Annotated in this window: 16 protein-coding genes; 11 read left to right on the forward strand and 5 right to left on the reverse strand. The window is 38.5% G+C overall.

Translation table 11 applies throughout. The features are described from left to right. Positions 1-319 precede the first annotated feature (319 nt). The 10 genes from BM130_RS01795 to fmt all read left to right on the forward strand — a co-directional run bounded on the left by BM130_RS01795 (position 320) and on the right by fmt (position 13,385). Positions 320-1,183 carry a LytR/AlgR family response regulator transcription factor gene (locus BM130_RS01795; RefSeq protein WP_010528710.1) on the forward strand — a complete coding sequence of 288 codons (864 nt, stop codon included), beginning with the start codon at positions 320-322 and terminating at the stop codon, positions 1,181-1,183. Next, positions 1,176-1,913 carry a LytR/AlgR family response regulator transcription factor gene (locus tag BM130_RS01800; RefSeq protein WP_010528711.1) on the forward strand — a complete coding sequence of 246 codons (738 nt, stop codon included), beginning with the start codon at positions 1,176-1,178 and terminating at the stop codon, positions 1,911-1,913. The genes BM130_RS01795 and BM130_RS01800 overlap by 8 nt, the downstream gene beginning before the upstream one ends. Positions 1,914-2,121: 208 nt before the next feature. After that, complete coding sequence (locus BM130_RS01805; RefSeq protein ID WP_010528712.1) at positions 2,122-3,132, forward strand: hypothetical protein; 1,011 nt, start codon at positions 2,122-2,124, stop codon at positions 3,130-3,132. Positions 3,133-3,465: 333 nt separating this feature from the next. Further along, entirely contained in the window at positions 3,466-4,827 is a 1,362-nt protein-coding gene (locus BM130_RS01815; RefSeq protein WP_010528713.1) for a glutamate--cysteine ligase, read from the forward strand. A gap of 4 nt (positions 4,828-4,831) precedes the next feature. Beyond that, positions 4,832-6,571, forward strand: a complete 1,740-nt coding sequence (locus BM130_RS01820) for an ABC transporter ATP-binding protein (protein ID WP_010528714.1) — start codon at positions 4,832-4,834, stop codon at positions 6,569-6,571. An 80-nt stretch (positions 6,572-6,651) separates the two neighbouring features. Further along, positions 6,652-8,415, forward strand: coding sequence for an ABC transporter ATP-binding protein (locus tag BM130_RS01825; protein WP_010528715.1), 1,764 nt, complete (start codon positions 6,652-6,654; stop codon positions 8,413-8,415). A 93-nt stretch (positions 8,416-8,508) separates the two neighbouring features. Beyond that, on the forward strand, positions 8,509-8,898 hold the full coding sequence (locus BM130_RS01830; protein ID WP_010528716.1) for an START-like domain-containing protein: 390 nt from the start codon (positions 8,509-8,511) through the stop codon (positions 8,896-8,898). A 544-nt stretch (positions 8,899-9,442) separates the two neighbouring features. Next, complete coding sequence (locus BM130_RS01835) at positions 9,443-10,948, forward strand: LptF/LptG family permease (protein WP_029626729.1); 1,506 nt, start codon at positions 9,443-9,445, stop codon at positions 10,946-10,948. 94 nt (positions 10,949-11,042) lie between these two features. Then, positions 11,043-12,317 (forward strand): bifunctional 3,4-dihydroxy-2-butanone-4-phosphate synthase/GTP cyclohydrolase II, encoded by a 1,275-nt coding sequence (locus BM130_RS01840; protein WP_010528718.1) that lies wholly within the window; start codon positions 11,043-11,045, stop codon positions 12,315-12,317. A gap of 114 nt (positions 12,318-12,431) precedes the next feature. Next, entirely contained in the window at positions 12,432-13,385 is a 954-nt protein-coding gene (fmt, locus tag BM130_RS01845) for a methionyl-tRNA formyltransferase (RefSeq protein ID WP_010528719.1), read from the forward strand. Positions 13,386-13,763: 378 nt separating this feature from the next. Here fmt and BM130_RS01850 read toward each other — a convergent pair whose 3' ends face one another. After that, a complete protein-coding gene (locus tag BM130_RS01850) occupies positions 13,764-14,705 on the reverse strand; it encodes a glucosaminidase domain-containing protein (RefSeq protein ID WP_044138847.1) in 942 nt (313 codons plus the stop codon). A gap of 218 nt (positions 14,706-14,923) precedes the next feature. Between BM130_RS01850 and BM130_RS01855 the strand changes: the two genes are divergently transcribed. Continuing rightward, a complete protein-coding gene (locus tag BM130_RS01855; RefSeq protein WP_010528721.1) occupies positions 14,924-15,409 on the forward strand; it encodes a cytidine deaminase in 486 nt (161 codons plus the stop codon). A gap of 12 nt (positions 15,410-15,421) precedes the next feature. Here BM130_RS01855 and xseB read toward each other — a convergent pair whose 3' ends face one another. From xseB to dnaK, 4 genes are all read right to left on the reverse strand, one after another. Next, entirely contained in the window at positions 15,422-15,628 is a 207-nt protein-coding gene (gene xseB / locus BM130_RS01860) for an exodeoxyribonuclease VII small subunit (RefSeq protein WP_010528722.1), read from the reverse strand. Positions 15,629-15,735: 107 nt separating this feature from the next. Then, positions 15,736-17,130, reverse strand: coding sequence for an exodeoxyribonuclease VII large subunit (gene xseA, locus BM130_RS01865; protein WP_010528723.1), 1,395 nt, complete (start codon positions 17,128-17,130; stop codon positions 15,736-15,738). 10 nt (positions 17,131-17,140) lie between these two features. Continuing rightward, positions 17,141-17,998 (reverse strand): toxin-antitoxin system YwqK family antitoxin, encoded by an 858-nt coding sequence (locus BM130_RS01870; RefSeq protein WP_010528724.1) that lies wholly within the window; start codon positions 17,996-17,998, stop codon positions 17,141-17,143. A 262-nt stretch (positions 17,999-18,260) separates the two neighbouring features. Continuing rightward, a complete protein-coding gene (dnaK, locus tag BM130_RS01875; protein ID WP_010528725.1) occupies positions 18,261-20,174 on the reverse strand; it encodes a molecular chaperone DnaK in 1,914 nt (637 codons plus the stop codon). Positions 20,175-20,313 lie beyond the last annotated feature (139 nt).

Below are 20,313 nucleotides of genomic sequence, written 5' to 3' on the forward strand. Positions count from 1 at the left end.
AATATGATTTAAAAATATGTTTTATTAGTATTTTTTCACAATTGAAACGAGCAGGCGACGGTATCCATTATCATGTATAACAAACGCGCAGACACAAGAAAAAAAGAATTGGTGATTAGGCTACCCAGCATGACTAACAAAATTAAATTAATTGTTTACCTCAATCACAAAAAAATCAAAAATTATTAACTGAGACCTAATTCTTAGGTCCAACCAATCAAGTAAATAATTAAATACTTTATAGAAATGCCATATGCTCATTAAAAAAGATCAGTAGGATAGTAAAATTGATGATTTAATTATAAACAAGTTTTTTCCTATGAGCAAGAGAAAACAAATACCAGCATACTTTGTAACCAGGAAAAATACTATATTACAAATACTTTTCACCTCTTTTTTTGCCTACGTATTTATCAACATCTATAAACCTTTTGGTTCAGGAGAATGGTTCAATATATCGTGGTGGGAATTCTCTTTTTACTCTGGACTACTGGTTATAGTCGGAATGCTTGTAGTCTTGCTAAGCCGTATATTTCTGATGTTTCTAATAAAAAAGAAAAAGCCAGTAACTATACGCTACTACGTGTTAATGGTATTTGGGGAAATTTTCTTTATGGGTATTTTATATGCCTCACTTCAGAAAACAGTGATGCATGATCAGCGTACATTTTTCTATCTTCTTTTACGTGCCCTCGAAAATACATCTCTAATTTTGTTAATTCCATATATAATTAGCCTTTTATATTTTGCCTGGAAAGAAAAGACCATCAGTTTCAACAACTTGCTTCAACAAATCAGAAACAACACCAGTTTTATATCGTTTCATGATGAAAAAGGAATATTGAGAATTTCCTTAAAAATTAATGATCTTCTTTACCTGGAATCATTAGACAACTACGTTTCTATAAAATATACTCAAAACAATCAGCTCAAAAATGCGTTAGTCAGGAACACACTTAAAAATATAGAAAAGGAATTTGGAGATACGATATTATTAAGGTGTCACCGATCTTACATGGTTAATGTCAACAAAGTAACTACGGTAAAAAAGGTGGGAAACAACCTTAAATTACAAATTGAGTGTCCCCATGAAAGCATAAATATTCCTGTATCCAGAGGATATGCACCTACAGTAAAGAGTTTTTTTGAAAGGCGTAAACAATCAAATCATCGACATGTATAAAGTAGTTATTGTAGATGATGAGCCCGGCGCCCTTTCGGTGCTCAGTAAAATGGTAAACAGTTTTTTCAATTATGAAGTGGTTGCTACTTTTTCAACCTCCGATCAATTACTCCAAAATATTTATCAAATTAAACCGCATGTTCTTTTTCTCGACATTCATTTGCGAGAAAAATCAGGATTAGATATTGCCCGAGAGTTATTTTTTCATGAATGTAACACAAAAATTGTTTTTGTATCGGCTTATGACAAATATGCCATAGAAGCCTTTGAATACAATATCATTGACTATATACTAAAGCCGGTCAGCCAGGAACGTTTACATAAATGTTTACAAAAAATAAACAAGTTATTAGAGATTGAACTTAATGCCTCAGCCAAATTATCCCAAAATTCAACACCCCAACCTCATTTGATAAAATTCAATACTTTAAATGGCTTTATTTTGATAGACCCCTCCGATATCATTTATCTCCAAGCCGACCATATGTACACTAAAATTGTTTTTGCAAGTCAGGAAGACCAATATATCACCCAAAATTTAGGAAAAGTATTACCGCTGCTCAACAGAGATTATTTACTACGAATTTCTAGATCTGTTGTTATAAATATTAACTATTTGCGAGAAGTCAATCGAACCCAAAAACAATGCGTCATGTTCGATGGCGAAAAAGATATTGTCCTGAAAATTTCCAAACCGGGAATTAAACGAATGGATGATTATTTCAAATAATCTCTGCTAGCTTGCCATAGGTTAAACAGACTTCCTTTCTTAAAAATATCATTTTCATTATTTTAATCAATTCAAAAATAACTTAAGCCCCTCTTCCACTTTAATCCATACCACTAAAAAATCAATTTTTTATCGTTGACCAGTTTCCGGTAATCCCCAAACAACGATTTCAAAAAAACATTCTACCTTTGCAGCAAAAGTTAGCCTTATGCAATTGGTACCGAAATCTACTTACTGCTTTAAGCCGTTGAAGGGATACGAACATTTCGAAGCCACAACCCAAATCATTATCGAAGAAATACAAAAAAGGTCCCTCCCTTTTGAAATTATTGATCCTGATAATAACCTTATTGCGGTTCAATATAAAAACAAAGAATACATTATTCACGAAGGCACTATCTCGGATGCCAATTCTTTGATTGCTTATTGGATTTCCAACGACAAATGGATGACCAAACAATTTCTGAAAAGAAATAACATCCGACATGCACATGGACTTCTACTAACAAAAGATATTGACACGAAACAACTGCCAGAAATCCAATATCCGGTAGTAGTAAAACCGGCAAATACCGATCATGGCATTGCTGTAAGCACGAATATTCAAACCCAACAAGAGCTTTTGGCAGCACTCTCACATGCCTTCCGATATTCATCCAAAGCGATTATTGAGGAATATTTTCCTGGCCGGGAATATCGTTTTTTAGTCATCGATTTTCAGGTAAGAGCAGTTGCTTTTCGAGAGCCTGCCAATGTGGTAGGTGATGGAAAACAAACCATTGCCCAACTTATCGAAGAAAAGAATAAATATCGTGGTGACGATTATACTCATCCACTTCTAAAAATTAAGATTGACGATGAAGTAAAACGACATTTAGAAGTACAGCAATTAACAACCGATAGTATTCCTAAACGAGGCGAGAAAATTTTCTTACGAAAAAACTCTAACCTCAGTACCGGTGGCGACAGTATTGATGTAACAGATGAAATGCCTAATTTTTACAAACATATAGCAATCAAAGCGGCCAAAGCTGCAGGACTTAAAATCGCCGGTATCGATATTATTATTAAAGATATTGAAGCTGAACCGTCAGAAAATAACTACATCGTTGTAGAGTTAAATGCCCCCGCCATGCTCTCGATGCACAACTATCCATATATCGGAAAAAATCGACATGTAGAAAAATATGTATTGGATTGTATTTTAAATTCTAAATAACCTGTTTTGGGGTCTTCAGATCAAACAATCGTTAATGAAACATGGTGACTATAGCCAAAGCAAAAAAATTTTCAGAAAGAAGAGTGAAAGCCAAAAATGAATCTAGCAGTCACATGCCTTGCAGGAAAAATAGTTTCCCCAATCGATCAGGCTTATGCAAAGCAAAAAATTCGCAATAACCCATTCAAATGCGATGACATTAACTTGGTCGAATGTGAGTCAGGGAAGCCAATATTGACCATTACAAACTATAAAGTAAAACAGCAAATTAACTTTACACGAATAAGCATAAATGGCAATAGCCTTTACCGATATTTATAAACATTTTCTGATATGAAAGATAAGGAAAACATCATCGAGCTATCCAATAAAAATCAGCTCATTGAATATTTTGAGAGAGGGAGTAAACAACCAGAACAGTGGGGAATTGGTACCGAACATGAAAAATTTCTATACAACAAACAAACCCTTAAACGTTTAGGCTATGATACCCATCCGGGCATCCGACAAATTCTGAAACTTTTTCAGGAAAAAGGATGGAAACCTCTTTTCGAAAACGAGAACCTTATTGGATTAACCAAAGATGGAGCATCTATTTCCTTAGAACCCGGAGGGCAATTTGAACTGTCTGGCAAAAATTTTCACAACATACATCAAACCTATTGTGAAACGCGAAGACATTTCGAAGACCTCAGCCTGCTTTGTCGTGAGATGGGTGTTATTTCGGTTGCCCTAGGTTTTGACCCTATCAGCAAATCCGAAGACATTTATTGGATGCCTAAAGAGCGATACAGAATCATGAAAGCTTATATGCCCACTAAAGGGGATCTGGGCCATGACATGATGACACGTACTGCCACTATTCAGGTCAATCTGGATTATAGTTGTGAAAAGGATATGATTCAGAAAATGCGTGTTTCACAAGCCCTTCAACCTGTGGTTACCGCATTGTTTGCCAACTCACCTTTTTCCGAAGGAAAACCCAATGGCTATTTGAGTTATAGAGCTCATATATGGAATCATACCGATCCTGACCGTTGTGGGTTTCTACCCTTCCTGTTTGAAGATGATTTTGGCTTTGAAAGGTGGGTCGATTACTTGCTGGATATCCCCATGTACTTCATCATCCGGGATGGGAAATATCTAAATTGTAACAACATCACTTTTCGGGCATTCCTAAACGGCCAACACAAGTTAAAACCCACGCTGAACGATTGGGAAACACACGTATCAACCGTTTTCCCGGATGTTAGATTAAAAAAATATATAGAAATGCGCGGGGCAGATGCCAGTTGTGTATCACATATCGCTGCCTTATCGGCCTTTTGGGTCGGCCTGTTGTATGATCAGGAGGCTTTGGATGAGGCATATTCCATCATTAAACAATGGGACCTGCTTTCCATTAAAAAATTAAGAGAAATGGTTCCCGTAAAAGCGCTGCATGCTGCTACCAATGAATTGAATGCCAGAAACATTGCCTCTAAAATATTGAAAATATCTGCGGAAGGACTTTCCCGAAGAGCCAGGAAGCTAGATATTGATAACGAAGATCGGTACCTTTGGCCGATAATGGAAATTGCTGATTCGGGGATTACCCAGGCTGAAAAAATTTTACATAAATACAAAAACGAATGGAACGGCGATTTTTCCAAATTAATGGAATGCATGCCACAAGAAGAACCGTCAAGCCACTAGAAATATGATATCTAAACTCGCCTTTTTGTTAAAATATACTTATAGGTACAGATGGTGGTACTTGGGAGGTTTTATTTTCCTTGGCCTCACCATTTGGACATCTGTCACCATTCCAGATTATATTCGCAGAAGTATTGATACCATTAACAAAGGGGCTTTAGCCAATCACCAAGAATTTTACCGCTATATCATTATTCTTTTTGCTCTGGCATTTGTCCTTATCATAGTCCGAACACTTTCGCGCATACTTATCTTTGTTCCGGCTCGCCTAATTGAAAAGCAACTAAAAGGCGAATTATTCCGGAAATTATCCTCATTTGGAAAAGATTATTTTGATCAAAACAGTACCGGATCAATAATCTCAAGAGTCAACAACGACATTAACGGAGTCAGATTAATCACCGGATTTGGATTACTCCAACTGGGAAATATTCTCTTTTCACTTTCGGTAACTCCCTACAAAATGTGGCAATTATCCCCTACTCTAACACTCTATTGTTTTATTCCTATAGTGACTATTTTTATTATTGTCAGAGTTGGACTAGTGATAATGGTTAAGAATACGCATCGACGAATGGACGCTCTCCAAAAACTATCGGGAATGACCATTTCCTTCCTTTCAGGCAATAGTATTATAAAAAGTTATAACGTTTTCAAATGGGCAGAATCAGAACAAAGCAAAGTAAACTTATCGCTATTTAAGTACACCATGAAAATTACCTGGGTTCGCTCATTTATTATGCCTCTTCTGGGCAATTTGGAACAAATCCTCAAAATAGTAATTCTTTTTTCCGGGGGCATTTTTGTTATAAAAGGATCTTTTACCATTGGAGAACTCACTGCCTACATTGCTTATTCAGCTCTTCTGACCCATCCTATCATGGGACTTGGATGGGTATTAACCATTATGCAGCAAGGATTTGTGGGCATATCCAGCCTTCAAACCATTTTGAACCGAAAAGGAGTAGATTCGGATAAAAAACCTTTGCCTCCCTACAAACAAAAAAAATTATTGAATAAAGGCATTACTTTAAAAAATCTAACATATACCTACCCTAACGGTAATCATTCTGAACTAAAAAACATCTCATTTACCATAAAACCCGGCCAAACCATCGGTATTACCGGGAAAGTAGGGTCGGGAAAAACAACTTTGATTAACATTCTTAATGGGTATCTGCGGCCAGATCCGGGCCAAGTTTTCTTTGGAGAAATTGACATTACCGAACTCACTGGTCAAGATATTCGATCCGTGGTTAAGACTGTATCGCAAGACCTCTTTCTTTTTTCCGACACTATCGAAAACAATATTCGCTTTGGTTCCAAATATAAAAATGTAACACTACCACTTAATGAAGTCCTTTTCAGAAGTGCATTGGCAGAAGAACTGACCCGATTTCCCCAACAAGAGAAAACATTGGTCGGCGAAAAAGGCATCATGCTTTCCGGAGGACAAAAACAACGCATCAGCCTGGCCCGAGCGCTCTATTCCCCATCCAAATTGCTAATTTTGGATGATGTGTTTTCTGCGGTTGATACTGACACCGAACGGTTCATGATTCGCGAATTATTCGACCACCGACCGGCAGAGACTTTGATTATCGTATCAAATAGAATTAGTGTTTTGGAAAAAACAGATTTTACTGTAGTGCTCAACAATGGAACCATCGAAGCCATCGGGTCCCATGAAGACCTATTAAAACAATCAGACTTTTACCGAAAAACCTGGGAAATTCAAAAATAGTTCAAGACAAAGAGATTTTTAAAATTGGAGCACCGCAATAATATCATAAACATTAAACTTAAATAAAGCCACCCATTTTTATGTCTAAAATATTGACAAATAAAGACTGGCAACTAATAAAGCAATTTGGACGTTATTTTATCCCACACAAAAAATGGGTTATTCTTAGTTTTTCGTCCATACCGCTTTCAACTGCATCAGGTATAGCATTTCTGTGGCTCGTTGAAAGAATTATTGACGACTATATTGTACCCGGAGATGTTACAGGGTTAAAACTACATGCCATATTTTTGGCCGGCGTATTGTTGCTTAACCTTTTATTAGATGGTTTATATAGTTATTCCTTTTCAAAGGCAGGCGGATTAGCCATTGTCGACATACGAAACGAACTTTTTGGTAAAGCCTTAAGGTTTCCCATGAGCTATTATGACCAAAATCCCATAGGTGTAACACTCAGCCGGCTTACCAGCGATATGGAATCCATTAGTGAATCATTTGCCGCAGGCATCTTAGGCCTTTTATCCGAAAGCATCAAAACCACTGCCTTGGTTAGTTATCTTTTCTATCTCAATTGGCGTCTCACCCTAATTCTTCTTATAGTCACCCCACTAATTATTATCACCATGCGCTATTTACGGCGAAAGATGCGAGCTGCATACAACGATTCAAGGAAATTTCTTGCCAAGTCGGCCGCTTACTTGCAAGAATCACTCACCGGTATGAAGACCATTCAACTATACAATGCCGAAGAAGAAGCATGGGAAAAATACAACCAGCTCAACAAAGATTTCTGTGATGCCCAAAACCGTTCTAATGTATATGATTCGGCACTATTCTCAATTGTTGAAGGCATCACATCAATTGCCACAGCTTTGGTTTTATGGTATGGTGCCATCCAGATTTGGGATTTTGGCTATACCATGGGACTTTTGGTGGTTTTTGTTACCACTCTGGGCCGGCTATTTATTCCTGTTCGGCAATTTGCCCAACAAATTTCTACCATTCAAAGATCTCTGTCGGCCTTTGAACATATTAGCCACCTTTTTCAACAAAAGACTGAAGAACAACAATATAATGAATCCGCCACCATCACCCAGCCCATTTCAATTCGAGAAATTGTTTTTGATAATGTATCGTTTAGCTATTCCCAAAATGGACCGGACGTATTAAAAAACATCTCGTTCCGGATGAAAAAGGGCGACCGAATTGCACTGGTTGGCACAACAGGATCAGGAAAATCTACTATCATTAAAATTCTCAATAAATTTTACACAGGTTACAGAGGATCCATAAAAATAAACGGTATGGAACTTCGCGATATTCCTCTTTCCACTATTCGCCGAACCATATCGCTTATGCAACAAGACCAGTTTTTATTCAATGAAACCATCCGTTTCAATATTTCTTTAGGCAGAGAAGGTATATCAGAACAAGACGTTAAAAATGCCGCCAAATTTGTTTATGCCGACCGATTTATAGAACAATTGCCGGGAAAATATGATTTTGTTATACAAGACAACGGCGACAACCTTTCCCAAGGACAAGCCCAGTTGATTGCCTTTGCCCGCGCAATCTGCGGAAACAACGAACTTATTATCCTTGATGAAGCTACCAGTGCTGTCGATTCGCTAACAGAGCAATATATACAAAAAGCTATCGAAAACATATTCTCAACTCGAACCGTTATTGCTGTTGCACACCGTTTAAGTACCATCAAACATTCGGATGTGATTTTGGTTTTAGAGAATGGGCGTATTATTGAACAAGGAAACCATGAACAATTAATTCTTCAGGGAGGCAAATATGCTCAATTAGTCAATACGTGGAACTCCAATAACTTATAAAGTACTTTATGCCGCTTTAGAAATTTTGGCATGTATTTTTTTTTCTGGATAAATCCACTATATTGTAACCGAAAACATAAAACATTATTAGCAATGGCAGACAATTTAGAAAAAATTGAGCTTGAGTTTTTACTCAACACCTCTCCGGCCATCCTTTTTAACCGACTGGCTACACCCAGTGGTCTTTCAGAGTGGTTTGCCGATAATGTGAACGTTAAGGGAGATATTTTTACCTTTATTTGGGATGGTAGTGAACAAAAAGCTCAGCAAACCCATCGTAAAGAAAACAAAATGGTGCGTTATCAATGGCTCGATGAAGATATGAACGAGTCCTGGTTTCAATTTGAAATCAATATTGACGAATTGACAGGCGACGTGGCCCTCATTGTCACCGACCACGTAGATCCCAATGAAAAAGATGACGCCATTGAGCTTTGGAACCAACAAGTGGAGACTTTAAAACATGGGCTGGGATCAGCATAATCCCGTTTTGCCTGATTAATATTTAAAATCTTTAAAGTAAAAAATATTGCAGATTGAATTTTTCTTATTTCATTGGTTTGTTAATTTCCACACGGATAAAAACATTAAGTCACCATTTGTTTTATATTATAACACAGTCGATACAAACTCTCATATTAAGCTAATTACCTGTATTTATTCACAGACCATTTCCCAAAAGTGGTCATGAATAAAACAAAAAGAACCCATGAGGCTGTCTAAAAACTTTGAGGTACTTTGAAAAGATTTTATTCAGGTGTGTCATTTAACACACTTTTCAACAAGCACTCTTAACCTCTTACTATAAGTTATTTACCCTCTTTAGACAGCCTTTTTACATTCTATACCTTCTAAGAAATCATAGATTTGTACAAAACCTAAACAACTCTATTGCAGCAGCTAATAACTCTTCTTATAGGTATAAGCTTGTTTAGTCATACACGTTTCGCTAACTTTGCCATCAAAATTTGGCCCCTGTTTTGTATGCATTTAAAGTCTCTTCCCTCCTCAAAACATTTATATTCCGATGAAGAAAGTACATCTTTTCATACTAAAGAGTTATCTAGGCCCCTTGATCATGACCTTCTTTATATCCATGTTCATACTGGTCATGCAATTTCTATGGCGATACGTAGATGATTTGGTAGGGAAAGGCTTGGAATGGCATGTTCTTGCTGAATTGCTTTTTTATGCCTCTCTTCAAGTTGTGCCAATGGCTTTACCTTTGGCCATATTGCTAGCAAGCTTAATGACTTTCGGCAATCTGGGAGAAAATTACGAGCTCACCGCCCTCAAATCGGCCGGTATTTCGTTGCCCCGAATTATGCTGCCATTAATAATACTGACGGTTTTAACCGCCATTGGTGCCTACAAATTTTCCAACAACGTTTTGCCTGTTGCCAATCTCAAATTGGTTTCTATTCTTCATGGAGTCAAAGAAACCCGACTTGAGCTAGACATCAAAGAAAATGTTTTTTATCAGGGAGTTGATGATTTCAGTATCAAAGTAAAGAAGAAGAATCCGCAAAAAAATATGCTATATGATGTGATGATCTATGATCATCGAGATCGTAAAGCCCGGAATAGTAATGTTACTTTGGCCGACTCAGGCAAACTGATGATGTCGAATGACAAAAAGTTCCTGAAACTAACTCTTTTTGACGGAGTAAGGTATGATGAAAAGATTGGCTTGCAGGATCAAAAAAATGATTCTCCGGAAGAGATGTTCCGTACCGATTATTTTAAGCAACAAACCGCCATTATACCTTTAAAAGGTTTCGACTTTTCAAAAACCGATGAAAATCTGTTTAAGAACAGCGACCGAATGAAAAATCTTAAACAGATAAGGCACGACTTAGATTCTCTGAGTTCTGAAAAAAATAAATTTGTCAACAATTTAAGGAGCCGGTCCAAGTCTTTTTATTTTACACAAATTACCCTGTTGGCCAACAAGAATCGGAAGAATCTGAAAAATCCCCAAAGTCATCTGACTATAATCGATTCCACGCGAATGATTGAGCCCGACAGCCTCTTCAACTCTTTTTCAGATACCCAAAAACAGATGGTACTGGAAATGGCCATGCAAAAAGCCCGTACCACAAAACAAACCATAGACGAAAGAATGCGTTTGATCGAGCTTAAAGACAGAACCATCAGAAGACATAAAATGGAATTACATCGCAAATTCACGCTTCCTTTTGCCTGCCTTATTTTCTTTTTCATTGGTGCACCACTGGGTGCCATCATTCGAAAAGGCGGATTAGGGATGCCTGTAGTTATCTCGGTCCTCTTTTTTGTGGCCTATTACATTATCGATACAATGGGTGCCAAACTAGCACGCGAGGGAGTATGGCTCGTATATCAGGGCATGTGGTTATCTTCTGCCGTTTTATTGCCTTTGGGTATTTTCCTTACCTACAAGTCTGCGACCGACTCTGCTATTATGAATGCTGATGCTTATATTATTTTCTTTCAAAAATTGCTTGCCAAATTCAAGTCAAAAAAGAAAGATAAAACGTCAACCATTTCTTAGCCATGAAATATCAGAGATTCCATTAAAATTATCATGGTTACTGTATATTATTTATGTAATTTTGTAATCTTTAATTGACAATTTAAACAATAAAATGGATACCCATTCAGAATTTCAACTTAATACCATAGAAGAAGCAATCGAAGCTATCCGAAAAGGCGAACTTGTGATTGTTGTTGATGATGAAGATCGTGAAAATGAAGGAGATTTTATTACCGCCGCCGAACTCATCACTCCCGAGAAAGTAAATTTCATGACTAAATTTGGTCGAGGACTTATTTGTGTTCCATTGATTGAAGACCGATGTGATGAACTGGAACTCGACTTAATGGTGGGCAAAAACACCTCACTACATGGAACTCCGTTTACCGTATCAGTGGATCTACTTGGTCATGGCTGCACCACTGGCATATCCGCATCAGACCGTGCCAAAACCATTAAAGCACTTAGCGATCCTAAAACCAAACCGGAAGATTTAGGTCGACCCGGCCATATCTTTCCTCTTAAGGCTAAAGAAAAAGGGGTATTGCGTCGTTCCGGACATACCGAGGCAGCTGTTGATCTTGCTCGCCTGGCCGGTCTTCAACCCGCCGGAGTTCTGGTTGAAATTATGAATGATGACGGAACCATGGCCCGGCTCCCGCAACTGGTTGAAATAGCACGAAAATTCAACCTTAAAATCATTTCTATAGAAGACCTTATTGCTTACCGGCTCAAACAGGAAAGCTTGATCATTAAGGGAGTACAAGTACACCTACCTACAGCCTATGGCGATTTTCAGTTTATCCCCTTCAAACAAAAATCCAATGGGTTGGAACATATGGCGCTTATTAAGGGAACCTGGGAAAAAGATGAACCCATTCTTGTTAGAGTTCATTCTTCGTGTGCTACCGGTGATATTTTCGGGTCTCTGCGCTGCGAATGTGGAGAACAATTGCATAAGGCCATGCAAATAATTGAAAAAGAAGGGAAAGGTGTTATCGTTTACATGAATCAGGAGGGTCGCGGCATTGGCCTCATGAATAAAATGAAAGCCTACAAATTACAGGAACAAGGTCGTGATACCGTAGATGCCAATACCGAATTGGGGTTTGAAGCGGATGAACGTGATTATGGCGTTGGTGCTCAAATACTGCGAGAATTGGGTGTCACAAAAATGAGACTGATGACCAATAATCCCATTAAACGTATTGGACTGGAAGGTTATGGACTCAAAATCGTTGAAAATGTTCCTATTGAAGTAAAACCCAATCCTTACAATGAATTTTACTTGCTCACTAAAAAAGAAAAAATGGGACATAACCTGAAATTCTTTAAATATCTGGACGACGAAAAATCAAATGGTTCAACGAAAAAAGGTAATAATTAGTGCTGGATTAGTTTAATATATTCCTGATAATTTGACATATGCCAGATACCATATGGATTCTGGCCATCCTCTTTTGTTGCCATTTTTCCTATATTTGTTGAAAACAAGACCACGATGCAAGACTTGAAAATTGTTTTCATGGGTACCCCCAACTTTGCCGTCGAAAGCTTGAAAGCGTTGCTTGAAGCACAAATGAATATTGTAGGCGTAATAACGTCTCCTGATAAACCTGCCGGGAGGGGCCGTAAATTAACCTCATCACCCGTAAAAAACTTTGCAACAGAAAAAGGACTCAAAATACTACAACCCACAAACTTAAAAGATCCTCGCTTTTTAGAGGAATTAAAAGATTTAAAGGCCGACCTTCAGGTAGTAGTCGCCTTTCGTATGTTACCCGAAGTGGTTTGGAATATGCCGCCCTTAGGCACTTTTAACCTTCATGCTTCTCTCCTTCCCGATTACCGTGGTGCCGCCCCCATTAACTGGGCAATTATCAATGGTGAAGAAAAAACCGGAGTAACTACCTTTTTTCTCCAACACGAAATCGACACCGGCGACATATTGTTCCAGGAAGAAACACCTATCCTTCCTGAGGATAATGCCGGAAGCCTGCACGACAAACTAATGGTTCAAGGTGCCAACATGGTTGTAAAAACTGTTAAGGCCATAGCCAATCAAACCATTACTCCCCAACCACAAGCTCACAAACAAGGAAAACCGGCACCCAAAATTTTTAAAGAAGATTGTAAAATTGATTGGTACAGAGAATGTGATACCGTCCATAACAAAATAAGAGGACTTAGCCCTTACCCCGCAGCCTGGACCGAACTATCATATCCAAATGAAGAAAGAAAACAATCAATAAAAATTTTTCGTACCGAAAAATCAGGTTCTGCAGGCCTTAATCCCGGCGAAATATATTGCGACCAAAAAAAAATCATCCTAGTAGGTACCCGTAATGGTGATCTAAAAATTAAAGAGTTACAAATGGCCGGAAAAAAAAGAATGACTACCGAAGAGTTTTTGAAAGGGAACAAAATCCCTGAAGGGGCTTCATTTGGATCCTAACTTTTCCTTTTACAAACTGCTTTTACCCTAACGAACATATTGGGACAATAAATTAAATTCTATTTTTTCTTTTATAGCATTTCGTTGACTGCAGGCAGGCGATTGTGTCGACAAAATTTTTAAATTTCCACAAATGCTAATACACAGTAAAAACGCCTATTTCTCGGAATCGAGTATACCCCCCAAAAGCGATTTAACAAAAAGATTTGTAAAAAGTGCACCGTCCAAAGTCAGGTGAGCCCATAGGGCAATGACTATGAAAACTATAAACCATGTTCTTAAACTCGTCCTATTTACCCAACGAGTTAAGTTTATTTTGAGCAAATAAAATACACCGTTAAAATCACCCGAGACTCACACATGTATTTCATCAAAAATTTAATTTTTTACTTTTTTTCGAAGGCTCAATCGCTCACCGGGTTTGGCTTCCTCACCCTCGTTCATATTATTCAGTTTATACAGCTTTCGAAGTTTAATGCCATAAATTTGCGAAATTTCGAACATCGATTCACCCTCTTTCACCACATGCCACGGATGGTCCGGATGTGCTTTATTTCGTTTAGGCTCAATATACAAATAATTATAATCGGTGGCCTTCCCGGCAGATTTAAGGTCATTATATTTAGGCAATTCCCAATCTCGAAGGTTAAATTCCTGGGCAATAGAAGAAAAAGTATCTTCCGGTTTAACCTTGATATACCGAACCCCATTATTGAATAAAACTTCATGGCGGGTATAAGGGTCAATTACATGCCTCCCCGAAGTGGAAGTTCCTTTAGAACGTTTCCAGGCGCTTCTTCCGGCACCTTCCCTATCGAACTCATAAAGCTTATATCGTTCAATAATATCAATAAGTCGTTTAGCATAGTTGGGGTCAGTGGCATAGCCAGCCTTTTTTAACCCGCGTGCCCAACCCTTGTAATCGGTAATATCCAGGTCAAAAAGAAAAGCGTATCTCGAACGGGTAGACAAAAATTGCGCATGGTCGGCATATGAGTCGTATACTGTATTGTATTTTCTGAAACATTCGTTGCGGCGATCATCATGATGGTAAACTTTTTCACCGGTCCAATCGTGACATTTTATACCAAAATGATTATTGGCCTCTACAGCCAATCTACTATTTCCGTTTCCGGACTCCAACATACCTTGAGCCAGAGTGATACTGGCCGGCACCCCACTCCGCTTCATATTTAAAATTGCCCATTCGTGATATTTATCGATATATTGTTGGGGCGTCAATTCAGATGATATCTGTCCAAAGGTCAAACAAACAATACAATTAATAAAAACAGTCAAGAGTACAAATATCTTTTGCATAACCAATCTATTCAAAAAATGAACAATCTTTGTAAAATTATTTACTAAAAGACCCATGTTCCGACAAATATATAAAACAGAACGACAAAAACGCGACCATCAATAATTATTTCGAATCCTGGTTCCTTATTGTTACTTTCAAAATCCTACCAATAACCAGCATCTTTAATCAGTATCGATTTGTAAAAATCAATTCATGATGCTAAATTGCAGCCGTGATGACCAAAAACGAAAAATATATTCAGTTTCCTTATCGGGAATATACATCGACGGCTCAATTAAACCAACAAGAGGAAAAGCTTATTGAGCTTGCCGTAGAAGCCTCATTCATGGCTTACAATCCCTATTCAAAGTTTAATGTAGGGGCTGCCCTACTCCTGGATAATGGCAAAATAATTACCGGGAACAACCAGGAAAACGCAGCCTACCCATCCGGTCTCTGCGCCGAGCGGGTTGCCCTTTTTTATGCATCTTCTCAATATCCAGAAGCTGCTGTCCGCATTCTGGCTGTTGTGGCCACCAAAAACCGACAGGTTATAGATATGCCCGTGCCCCCTTGTGGCAGTTGTCGGCAGGTATTTATCGAATGGGAAAACCGTTTTAAAAAACCCTTCGCCGTTATTATGGCCGGAAAAGAAAAAATCATAAAAGTAGAAAAAGCCGAATGGTTGATGCCTTTTAGTTTTCAGTCCGATTTTCTATAACATGTTGGAAGGTTACTCCTCTTCCATCTCTTTTAACACTTTTTCCACCTCTTCTTCGGTATTCTTTAATTTATTCCGGCAAAAGCGAACCAGTTCCGAAACCCGTTTCACTTTACCTGCAAGTTCATCCACATCCAACTCCTCATCTTCCATTTGCTGAAGAATTTCCTCTATTTCGGTGATAGCTTCACCGTAGGTTAATTTTTTCCTGGCTGTCATAATTATTTAGATAATTAGATTTAAGATTTTTAGATAACAGAAAAACAACAATTTCAATTTTCCCCTGAAAATTATAAAGATTGCACATTTTTGAATTGACCGACTATTCATTCTTTCTTACCCAATTTTGCGACATGCTCTACTGTACCACTCACCCGGCCGTCAATAAACCTGGTGGTAATAGGATAGCCTTTTTTTATCATACCAATATTTTTCACCAGCTTGCCATCCTGATAAGTGAGTGAATATCCCCGTTTGAGCAATCTTACCGGGTCATTGGCATTTTTTGCCTGCTCAAGATAATCCAATTTTTGCCGCGATGCATTTAACAACCGTATTGGATATCGCCTGAGCGATTGATAGTATTGATTAAGCAACTGCTGACTATTATTAACTTTATGCTTAGATGCCACCACCATTTTCTCCTGAAAACGTTTCAATTGATAAGCAGCACTTCCCAACCGTTTTGTAACGACAACGGGCAAATGAGCGACCATTTGTTCTAAATTGGACCGTCTTCTTTGCAATGTGGTTTTGACCGTTGGAACATATACTTTTGAAAGGTTTTCAATGGTTTGTTGTTCATTTTGAATCTTTTCACGTGCCAAATCGGCCACCTGAGCGGCGGCCTCATCAACCCGCTGCAAAAAAACAGCAGCCCGCTCAATTAAAAAGGCGGCTACTGCTGTAGGCGTTTTTAACATGGTATGGGCAACCATATCGGCTACCGACTCATCTCTTTCGTGACCAATCCCCGTTATTACAGGCAACGGGAACTGGGCAATATGATAAGCAACCCAATAACTGTCGAAGCAGAGTAAATCGATAGTAGCTCCTCCTCCCCGTATTAAAACCACAGCATCAAAAAAAGAGGAATGGTCAAAGATTTTTTCCAGGGCTTCTACAATAGAATTTTCAGCTTTTTCGCCCTGCATAAGGGCAGGAAAAAGATGGAAATAGAACTTGATTCCGTAAGGGTTATTTTCCAGTTGGTGAATAAAATCACCATATCCGGCTGCAGTAGGCGATGAGATGATGGCAATTTTTTGAATTACAGCGGGCAACTCCAGCTCTTTATTCATTTCAAAGACGCCCTCTTCGATAAGCCGATTAACTACCTCTCGCCGCTTTTGGGCCAGGTCGCCCATCGTGTAGGACGGGTCGATATCAGTAATTATTAAACTTAATCCATATACTTCCTGAAACTGTACCGAAGCTTTTACCAAAACTTTTAATCCGGTAGTTAAGGGTCGTCCGGTGGAAGATTCAAAATAGGCTTTGAGTAATCTGAAATTTTGAGCCCATATCATTCCCCGGGAACGTGCAACCAAGCTATCATTCTCAGGATTCTTCTCCACCAGGTCAAGATAGCAATGACCGTTTCGGTTGACACGTAACTCCCCTATTTCAGCCTTTACCCAGACCGAATTTAACCCGGCATCATCAATGATGCCTTTTATTATTTGATTAAGCTGTAAAAGCGTAATGGCTTCCTGACCCATAAAAAATAGTTTAAAAATTCCGGATTAATTCATCGGGATTATTCATGTATTTTTCCGGATCTTCGAACCGCTCTTTATTCTGCTCATAAAGGTTATATTCCTGACGTTGTAGACTATCTAATTTATCTTTATTCACTGCAACTCCATCCTTATACATCAATGAAAATTTTTCGCGCCCCAAAGCATCATAGAAAATCCATAAACTATCTTGTTTCCCGTCCTTATAATAACCGGTAATCTCGTGTTTGCCATCGGGATAATAGACAGTATAAGCCCCGTCAAATTTCCCGTCTTTGTAATTTATGTAAACTCTTGGAGAACCGTCGGGATAATATTGCTTTTCCAGCCCCTGTTTTTTACCTTCCCAGTAGAGGACCTCGGCAGCCAGAGTCCCGCTATCATAAAAAATTTCCGATAGTCCCTGCTGAAGATCGTTCTCAAAGGTTTCACGAGACCTGAGGCGCCCTCGTTCATCAAAGAATTCCCAAATACTATCCTTCTTCATATTGTTATAAAAACCGGTAGCTATCAGCTTCCCCTTTTCAGAAAAAAATCGAGCTCTTCCCAATCGATTATTATTGTCAAAAACAATTTCGACAAATTTCTCTCCGTTTTTGTAATATCTAATAAGGGTGTCAACAGGAATGTCATCTTTAAATCGGGCCCTATATGCAGGATTTCCATTGGGATGAAACCTCATCCAGTATCCTTGACGGCGACCTTGTTCATCCCTAAGATTCTTATATTTGGGATCAGTTTTAACTACTTTTTTAGCTCGACTTTCGGGTTTTTCAAAAAGTTCGCTCTGCGATTTAGCATAAAATGTCAACAATAATAAAACACATAAATTCAATAACCTCAGCTTCATTGGCATTAAAATTTCAATGATAACAATCGTTAAGCCACTTTAAATTAAACCTGTCATTAGTGTAGATAAAAGTGGTAAAATTTTTTTAGAATTCCATCCAAGCATTGGGAACAATTCTTTTCATCTTTAAAATAACACAAAAGTATTCATTTCAGACGAAACGAAAATCACTTACCAAGCTTGTATCAAAAATTAAAAGAACAACAAAAAAGGCTGCCCCAATTGAAAAGGACAGCCTCTTAATAAAATAATAATAAACCTTTTATTTAACCTCTTCAAAGTCTACATCGGTCACTTCATCATCTCCGCTTTTCTTCGATGATGAATCAGAAGCTTGTTGTTGAGCCCCTCCTGTCTGAGCTCCTTGCGCTTGTTGGCTGGCGTTATACATTTCCTGTGAAGCAGCCTGGAACACTGAGTTGAGTTCTTGTGTTGCCTTATCAATGGCATCGATATCCTGTTTCTTATGAGCCTCTTTCAGTTTAGCCAAGGCATCTTCTATAGGCTTTTTCTTGTCGGCAGGTATTTTATCACCAAATTCTTTAAGCTGCTTTTCGGTTTGGAATATCAAACTATCTGCAGCATTAAGTTTGTCGATTCTTTCTTTGGCTTTTCTGTCGGCTTCAGCATTAGCTTCTGCCTCAGCCTTCATCCGTTTGATTTCATCATCCGACAAGCCGGAAGAGGCTTCGATACGAATACTTTGTTCTTTGCCGGTAGCTTTATCTTTGGCGGTTACATGAAGAATTCCGTTGGCATCGATGTCAAAAGTCACTTCAATTTGAGGAACTCCGCGTGGTGCCGGTGGAATACCATCAAGGTGGAATCGACCAATAGTTTTATTATCCTTAGCCATAGGTCGTTCACCCTGCAACACGTGAATCTCAACCGATGGTTGGTTATCGGCCGCAGTGGTAAATGTTTCCGACTTTTTGGTTGGTATGGTCGTGTTGGCTTCAATCAATTTGGTCATCACGCCACCCATGGTTTCAATACCCAATGACAGCGGTGTAACATCCAACAGAAGCACATCCTTAACCTCACCGGTAAGCACACCACCTTGAATAGCGGCACCAAGAGCAACCACCTCATCGGGGTTAACCCCTTTTGAAGCCTTTTTGCCAAAAAAGTCTTCAACTACTTTCTGAATAGCAGGAATACGAGTAGAACCACCTACCAGAATAACTTCATCTACCTCGGAAGCACTAATACCTGCATCTTTCAATGCGGCCTTACAAGGCTCTAAACTTCTTTGAACCAGATCGTAAGTCAACTGATCAAACTGTGCACGCGTAAGTGTTTTCACCAAGTGTTTAGGCACACCGTCAACCGGCATGATATAAGGAAGGTTGATTTCGGTGCTGGTAGAACTGGAAAGTTCAATTTTAGCCTTTTCGGCAGCATCTTTCAGACGCTGCAAGGCCATTGGGTCTTTCTTCAGGTCAACTCCTTCGTCCTTTTTAAATTCATCGACAAGCCAGTTGATAATGGCCTCATCAAAATCATCTCCACCAAGATGGGTATCCCCGTTGGTTGATTTAACTTCAAAAACGCCATCGCCAAGTTCCAGAATACTAATATCAAAAGTACCGCCTCCAAGGTCATAGACGGCCACTTTCATATCTTTACCTTTTTTATCAAGGCCATAAGCCAAAGAAGCAGCGGTGGGTTCGTTAATAATTCTTCTCACCTTTAAACCGGCAATTTCTCCGGCTTCTTTAGTTGCCTGGCGCTGAGAGTCGTTAAAGTAGGCCGGCACAGTAATAACAGCTTCAGTAACTTCTTGCCCTAAATAATCTTCAGCCGTTTTCTTCATTTTTTGAAGAATCATGGCTGAAATTTCTTGAGGGGTATATTGTCTGTCATCTATTTGAACACGAGGAGTATTATTGTCACCTTTCACCACTTTATAAGGTACCCTTTTAACTTCATTGGGGATTTCATCATACATGGTACCCATAAAGCGTTTGATAGAGTATATCGTTTTTTGAGGATTGGTGATAGCCTGGCGTTTGGCAGGATCACCCACCTTGCGTTCACCATTTTCTACAAAAGCAACAATAGATGGCGTGGTACGCTTACCTTCACTGTTTGGAATAACAACAGCATCGTTACCCTCCATTACCGCCACACATGAGTTGGTTGTTCCTAAATCAATTCCAATTATTTTTCCCATTGTTTTTTTTATTTTTCGTTCTCAATAATTTTCTAAAAATCGTGCAACACTTAATTCAAAGGATATGCCAATTTGCTTTTATAACAAAAAGATATAATAAAGATGTAAATATGACATCGACAATAAAAGACAATAAGGG

It is taken from the genome of Thermophagus xiamenensis (assembly GCF_900112795.1).
Classification (GTDB): Bacteria; Bacteroidota; Bacteroidia; order Bacteroidales; family Marinilabiliaceae; genus Thermophagus; species Thermophagus xiamenensis.